Genomic DNA, 6978 nt, shown 5'->3' on the forward strand with positions numbered 1-6978 from the left:
AAAGGTGGACTTCTCTTGCTTCGGGTATCATCCCGACCTTGAATCACGACTCACGTTCCAAGAAAAGTGGGTACTAGCGAGCGAGGAAAACGGGAGACGGGTCGCAAAGGCGGCTGTTTTGGATATTATCTTCATCATGCTTCGTGCAGGAGCCCCTCTCATCGGCTGCCGCTCCTATGCGGGCACGCAAGTATCTGGCACGGGGCAAACCACGGCGCACTTTGGCGCGTCAGAATGCCCCTCACATTGGGTACACTGGGACGGATTGATCACATAGATGTCGTTCTTCAGGCTAATCGCGGCATTGGGACACTCGAACTCGCACGCACCGCAGACCGTGCATTGGGATGCGATTATCTTGTAGGCCATCAGTGCTATTCCATAAGCAAAAGGTGCGGAACAGTTTCTTGCTATCAAGTCTTGTGCCAGACATCTTGAGCTTGATTCATCTGAAGAAATTTCGATAACGCAGGTCGCCGACCCGATACGGTGTCGCAAATCCTACAACGAACATGACAATCTGATCTCGATCCTGTGGTTTGCGCATGATCGGTGTCACGGCCGTCAGCGATCAGGTAAACCACCTTCTCCAGCATTAGGGAACGATCCGAGATCCTTAAGGCCGCCTGCCGCGGCTATGATCGATGTGTCGCGACATCATGGAGCTGTCCGGGCAAGTATCAGGTCGCCCGCGGCGCATCTTGTCGGCTTCACTCAATGGGACCGGAAGGTACATCGTCTCCCTATCCTGGCGGCGGTTGAGGCAGGCGTTCGTCCGGTGATCCTCTGCTTCGTTCCGCACTCCTAATCAATACTGGCGGAGGTCAGTTGATTAATAGCCGAAAAAAAGAGCCACCCCGAAGGGTGGCCTTAGTCAGGGAGGAAACGCCCATGAGGGCCTCTGGGATCAGGCCGCAGCCTGTTCGATCGGGGAGAAGGGCAGCCCGAGGCTCTCGGCCACCGCCTTGTATGTTAGCCGGCCCCGATGGACGTTGAGGCCTGCGCGCAGATGTGGATTCTCGAGTACGGCGGAAAAACCCTTGTTGGCCAGAGCCAAACCAAACGGCAGGGTCGCGTTATTCAGTGCCTGGCTCGAGGTTAGCGGCACGGCACCCGGCATATTGGCCACACAATAATGAATGATGCCATCTACTTCGTATGTTGGATCAGCGTGAGTGGTTGGGCGCGATGTCTCAAAGCAGCCGCCCTGATCGATAGCGACGTCCACGAGTACGGCTCTCTTGCGCATTGAGCTCAGCATGCTCCGGCGGACCAGCTTCGGAGCGCTTGCCCCTGGGACGAGCACCGCACCAATCACCACGTCCGCCGCAAATACCTCTTCCTCCACGGATTCGATGGTCGAAAACCTAGTGCGAACCCGTCCTTCGAATAGCTCGTCCAGCTCACGGAGCCGGATGATCGAACGATCGATGATGGTCACCTCTGCGCCCAGACCAGCCGCCATGCGCGCGGCGTGCGTACCGACGACCCCACCTCCAATCACCACGATTCGGGCAGGCTGAACCCCGGGCACCCCACCGATCAGCAGCCCTCGCCCCCCTGTACTCCGCTTTAGAGCGCTACCCGCCGCTTCGATCGAAAGCCTGCCCGCGACCTCGCTCATCGGCGCCAGCAGTGGAAGACCACCATGAGCATCAGTTACGGTCTCATAGGCGATTGCAATGCATCCAGATTTCAAGAGGCCGGCAGCCTGTTCCGGGTCCGGGGCCAAGTGCAAATAGGTGAACAGGATTTGATCCTCACGCAGCTGGGACCATTCGGCCGGCTGAGGCTCCTTGACCTTTACGATCATCTCGCTCGATGCGAATACCTCAGCTGCCGAAGTTAAGATCGTTGCGCCGGCATTGCGATAATCGCCATCGGTTGCACCAATGCCAGCGCCGGCATTGGTCTCGATCATCACGCGGTGGCCCGCTGCCACGTATTCACGGGCAGCTCCTGGGGTAAGGCCCACGCGATATTCGTGCGCCTTGATTTCCTTTGGAACTCCGACCTTCATTTGAATACTCCCTGCCTGACGCGCCTTCTTATCGGAAGCGCGCAGCGATATCGCGACGCAGCCGGGCAAAATGGCGCAGGAATTCAGCGATATTTGCGAGGCTTCGCAGGATTTCAAACCCAGGGGTGCTGGGTAGATCGTGTGATCCTGTTCGCTGAACTTAGCCGTCGAAAACTGCGCGATGCCGGTGAATCGTTCCGAATTGCAGTCGCGGCCCGCAGAAAAGCCAACAACCGAAATCCAGCCTCGCCGAACTCCTCAAGCAGCAAAGACAGCAATTTGCCAATTAGGTAGGATTGCCTATCAAGCGAAACGCTTGTTGAGCTGAGGGCTAATGGGCGGCCAAGAAATGGACGTTGCGCAGCCTGTTCAACAGATCCGAGGCAATTGTTCCCCCCACAGCCAGTCGACGATTCGCCGGCCGCCGAAATCGGTCGTCATCTGCACAAATTTGTGATCGTCAGCCACCGCCTCACCGATATCGGCCGCATTGGACCCGAGGGGGTGCGCCTTCATGGCTGCGAGAACGGCATCGGCAGAATCCGGCGCCACGATCGCGACGAGCTTGCCTTCGTTGGCAACATGGATCGGTTCGAGTCCAAGCAGTTCGCAGGTAGCCGCAACCGCAGGCTTCACCGGAATCATCGATTCCTGCAGATGGAAGCCGAGCTCTGATTGAAGCGCGATCTCATTGAGAGCCGCAGCGAGCCCGCCGCGCGTAGGGTCGCGCATTACCCGGATGCCGCCACCGCCAGCGGCAACCATGGCCGCAGCGAGACTATGCAACGCTGCTGAGTCGGAGACGATTTCGGTTTGAAATGCAACGTTCTGACGCTTTGACATGATCGCCACCCCATGATCACCGAGGCTACCGGACAGCAGCACACGGTCCCCGACCTTTGCCTTGTCAGCGGAAAGATCGAGCCCATCGGCCACCAGCCCGATCCCGGTCATAGAGATGAACAGACCGTCCGCCTTGCCACGCTCGACCACCTTGGTATCCCCGGCAATGATATAGACGCCGGCGGCACATGCCGCCGCGCCCATCGACTCCGCGATCGTCTTGAGATCCGAAAACCGGAAACCCTCCTCGATGATAAAGCTGGCCGACAAATAGAGAGGACGCGCACCGGACATCGCGATGTCATTAATCGTGCCGTGCACAGCCAATGACCCGATGTTGCCGCCAGGAAAGAACAGTGGCGAAATCACATAGCCATCAGTCGTCATCACCATCCTGCCTGCGGTAACATCGAACGCCGACTGATCATTGGAGCCGGCGAGCCATTCATTACCGAAGGCCTGATGAAAGAGGCCGGAGATTAGCTGTGCCATGGCACGGCCTCCGGCCCCGTGGGAAAGTTCAACGCGTCCGTTCTCCACATCGAGCTTGCGTTGATAGGCTTTCACGCTCATGACGTCTGCCTCGCCTGCTCATCGCGAACTCGGCGATAGGTCCAATACGCCGCACAAGCTCCTTCTGATGACACCATGCAGGCTCCTATGGGCGTTTCCGGCGTGCAGATATTGCCAAACAACTTGCAATCGATCGGCCGTTTGGCGCCACGCAGGATCGCGCAGCATTCGCAGGCCGGATTGTCTTCGACACGCAGGTCATGGATCGCAAAGCGCGTCTCGGCGTCGAATTTTGCATATGATTGCTTCAGCTTCAGTCCGCTGTTGGGTACCAGTCCAAGCCCGCGCCATTCAAACTGCTCACGCAGCTCGAAGACCTGCGAGACCTCCTCCTTGGCGCGCCGGTTGCCTTCGCGTGTCACTGCACGGCTGTATTGGTTTTCCACCTCGTGGCGGTTTTGGTTCACTTGCCGCACCAGCATCAGGACAGCCTGCAGCACGTCGAGGGGTTCAAATCCGGCGACCACGATCGGCTTCTCGAATTGTTCCGCCATGGGCTCGTAAGGCTGCGTACCGACAATGGTGCTGACATGTGCAGGCCCGATGAAGCCGTCAATGGGGACCCCGCCCGTGTTGCGGATCTTCGGGTTCTCGAGAATGCGGTGCATCGCAGAGGGCGTAAGAACGTGATTGCAGAACACGCTAAGGCCCTCGAGCCGCTTGTGCTCGGCAATCCTGATCATGACCGCCGTCGGGGGCGTCGTGGTCTCAAATCCGATGGCAAAGAAGACCACTTCGCGGCCCGGCGTCTGTTCGGCGAGCCGGATAGCGTCGAGGGTCGAGTAGACCATCCGAATGTGGGCACCCAGCGCTTTGGCAAGCAACAGGGACTGCCCTTGCGACCCAGGCGCGCGCATCAGGTCGCCGTAGACGCACAGAATGACCTCTGGCCGCTCGGCGAGCCGGATCGCCATGTCGATACGGCTCGCCGGCAGAACGCAGACGGGACAACCGGGCCCGTGGATCATCCGAACGTTCGCGGGCAGCAGATCCTCAAGACCGTAGCGGGAGATTGCATGAGTGTGTCCACCGCAAAATTCCACGAACCGGTAGGCTCGTTGTGAACTGACCTCAGCGTCAATTGCTCGCGCAAGTCCCTGCGCGATAGTCTTGTCGCGAAATTCGCTGGAATATTTCACGATCGGCATTCCTTCGCAGCGCCTAGCTCCTGCAGGAGCTCTAGCGTGCGCTTGGCTTCCGCCGGATCGATCTTAGCGAGCGCATAGCCGACATGGACCAGGACGAAATCGCCGACGTCGAGCTCGTCGAGGAGGGCAATCGATATCTCCAGGTTGACGCCATCGATGAACACGAGGGCCATTTCGTTGGGAAGAATTTTCGCGATCTTTGCCGGAACCGAAAGACACATATCAGGCAGCTCCTGCCCGGCGGGCGGCTGTTGAGCAATCTTTAGAGCCGCAATCCAGGCCTGGCCGAGGCTCAAACCGCCGTCATTGGGCGGCAGCCGTCGCGGTACCAGGGGGGTAAGACCGGCATCGCTGCACCCCCGCGGGATTTTGTCCGCCAGCACCGCGTTCAGGAAGCAGCCGCCGACGGGATTTTGTCCGCCAGCACCGCGTTCAGGAAGCAGCCGCCGCTCAGAACCACGGTATTGATGCCGGTTGTCCGCGCAGAGCGTGTGACCCAGTCAACGCAGGCAGCGGCTAACGTGCCATGAAACAGCCCGGCTCCTCCGGCAGCGTCAATGTCATCAGCAATCAAACGTGAAAATAGCGGACCAAGGGACAGCACGCCGCCCTCGATCGTCCAGCCGGCTTCCAGAATCGTAGTACCCCGCACCAGCGCTTCGAGCTTCAACGCTGCTTCGCCGTCATAGCTCTGCAGATTCGCAATACCTAGCAGCGCCGCTGCCGCGTCGAACAACCGTCTCGCACTGGTCGTGGTGGTCCCGCCCGGCTGATCGAGCAAGTCCGACAGACAGCCGGCTTGCCGCTGCGCGGCAAAGCGCTGCCCGATTTCGTTACCCGGCCGAGCCCGTGTAATACTGCGCTGGCCATGCGCCACGGCTCGCGGGCTGCACGATCTCCACCCGGTATCTGCAGGGGCGCTAAGTGCCCGATGCGCTGGGACGACGTCTCTTCGCACAACAATAATTCGCCACCCCAGTTACCGCCGTCGGAGCCAAAGCCATGGCCATCGAGCACCAGGGCAAGCGCAGGTCCCGCATGGCCGTGCTCAGCGATTACTGCGGCAGCGTGTGCATGGTGATGCTGAACCGCGACTAGCGCGCGAGCATTTGCTTCCGCAAACCGGGTAGAAGCCATATCGGGATGCAAATCATGGGCGACGGCGACAGGCTCCACGCCGAGGCTTGATGTGAGGTGCCGGATCGTCTTCTCGAACGCACGGATGCTTTCGGCCGTATTTAGATCGCCAATATGCTGAGAGACGAACGCTTGGTCGTCCCGCGTGATGGTGACGGTCGACTTCAGTATCCCGCCGACGGCGAGCACGGGCGGGACAGACCTTGCAAGCCGAATTGGCTCGGGAACATAGCCGCGAGCACGACGGATGAATTGGTCCCGGCCAGCGGCCACCGAAACCACGGAATCATCAGCGCACGCCAAGATATCGCGATCATGGGTCACGACCAGGTCGGCGCCCCCCTTGAGCTGTCTCAACGCCTCCACGTTATCGATCAGCAGGGGTTCGCCGTAGAGATTTGCACTGGTGACAACGATGACCGGGCCAGCCTCTCCACGCTGCGGCAACGCGGCAATAAACTCAGACGTACGGTGCCCCTCGACCTCGATGAGAACGCCCTCGGGACCATTGATGACAAATCCCGCCAATCCGTACCGCATGGCTAGTCCATAGACGTAGGGACGAAAGCCAACCCCTTGCACTGCTCCACTCACGCGCACGCGCAGTCGCTTTCGATCGCAGGTGGCTGCGGCGCTCATCGCCTTGCGTCCTCTAAGGCGCGTCTCTGACGGCGCGCCTGCCTGTTGATCCAGGCGTAGAGCGCGCCAAAGCCCTCGCCAGTACGAGCCGAAACGACAAGCACGTCAATCTTTGGGTTGACCCGTCTGGCATACTCAGAGCTGGCCCCGGTTGTTTGGACAGCGCCCCGCTGGATTTAAGTGGATTCCTGCCGGGTTATGCTGAACGCGGGGCTTTACGATTTTGTCGTTGCGTCGGGAGGGCGTAGCCCGACCAGAGCGACGACAAAATCGTCGGCGACGGTCATGCGGCCATTGCGGAGATAAACTTCTTCGTATTTGACCGTGCGCCAGAGCCGCTCGACAAACACGTTGTCGCGCCAGGCGCCCTTGCCGTCCATGCTGATGGCGATCTTCGCGTCCAGCAGCACATCGGTGAACTCGAGGCTGGTGAACTGGCTGCCCTGGTCCGTGTTGAAAATCGCGGGCCTGCCGTGCTTCGCCAACGCCTCCTGGACCGCTTCGACGCAGAAGGCCGCCTCCATTGTGATCGAGACGCGATGGGCCAGGACCCGTCGGCTGAACACATCGACGACCGCCGCGAGATAGACGAAGCCACGCCGCATCGGAATGTAGGTG

At 59.7% G+C, this 6978-nt stretch carries 7 protein-coding genes and 2 pseudogenes; all 9 read right to left on the minus strand.

Going from position 1 to position 6978, the window contains the following annotated elements:
* Positions 1–174: 174 nt before the first annotated feature.
* Positions 175–369 carry a 4Fe-4S binding protein gene (locus IF809_RS37530; RefSeq protein ID WP_011084548.1) on the minus strand — a complete coding sequence of 65 codons (195 nt, stop codon included), beginning with the start codon at positions 367–369 and terminating at the stop codon, positions 175–177.
* Positions 370–907: 538 nt separating this feature from the next.
* Entirely contained in the window at positions 908–2020 is a 1113-nt protein-coding gene (gene ald / locus IF809_RS37535; protein ID WP_011084547.1) for an alanine dehydrogenase, read from the minus strand.
* Positions 2021–2389: 369 nt separating this feature from the next.
* Entirely contained in the window at positions 2390–3436 is a 1047-nt protein-coding gene (gene hypE / locus IF809_RS37540; protein ID WP_011084546.1) for a hydrogenase expression/formation protein HypE, read from the minus strand.
* Positions 3433–4575 (minus strand): hydrogenase formation protein HypD, encoded by a 1143-nt coding sequence (gene hypD, locus IF809_RS37545; protein ID WP_038937406.1) that lies wholly within the window; start codon positions 4573–4575, stop codon positions 3433–3435. The genes hypE and hypD overlap by 4 nt, the downstream gene beginning before the upstream one ends.
* A complete protein-coding gene (locus IF809_RS37550) occupies positions 4572–4880 on the minus strand; it encodes a HypC/HybG/HupF family hydrogenase formation chaperone (RefSeq protein ID WP_439711429.1) in 309 nt (102 codons plus the stop codon). The genes hypD and IF809_RS37550 overlap by 4 nt, the downstream gene beginning before the upstream one ends.
* A 21-nt stretch (positions 4881–4901) precedes the next feature.
* Positions 4902–4967: pseudogene (locus tag IF809_RS37555) on the minus strand (hypothetical protein); the annotation flags it as partial.
* 5 nt (positions 4968–4972) lie between these two features.
* The gene (locus tag IF809_RS37560) at positions 4973–5365 is read right to left on the minus strand and encodes a Kae1-like domain-containing protein (RefSeq protein ID WP_462840000.1); all 393 of its coding nucleotides are present in this window, start codon (positions 5363–5365) and stop codon (positions 4973–4975) included.
* Positions 5293–6360, minus strand: coding sequence for a Kae1-like domain-containing protein (locus IF809_RS37565; RefSeq protein ID WP_249162678.1), 1068 nt, complete (start codon positions 6358–6360; stop codon positions 5293–5295). Before IF809_RS37565 ends, IF809_RS37560 begins: the two co-directional genes overlap by 73 nt.
* Positions 6361–6656: 296 nt before the next feature.
* Positions 6657–6978 (minus strand): annotated as a pseudogene (locus IF809_RS37570) (transposase); the annotation flags it as partial.

It is taken from the genome of Bradyrhizobium sp. UFLA06-24 (assembly GCF_054967145.1).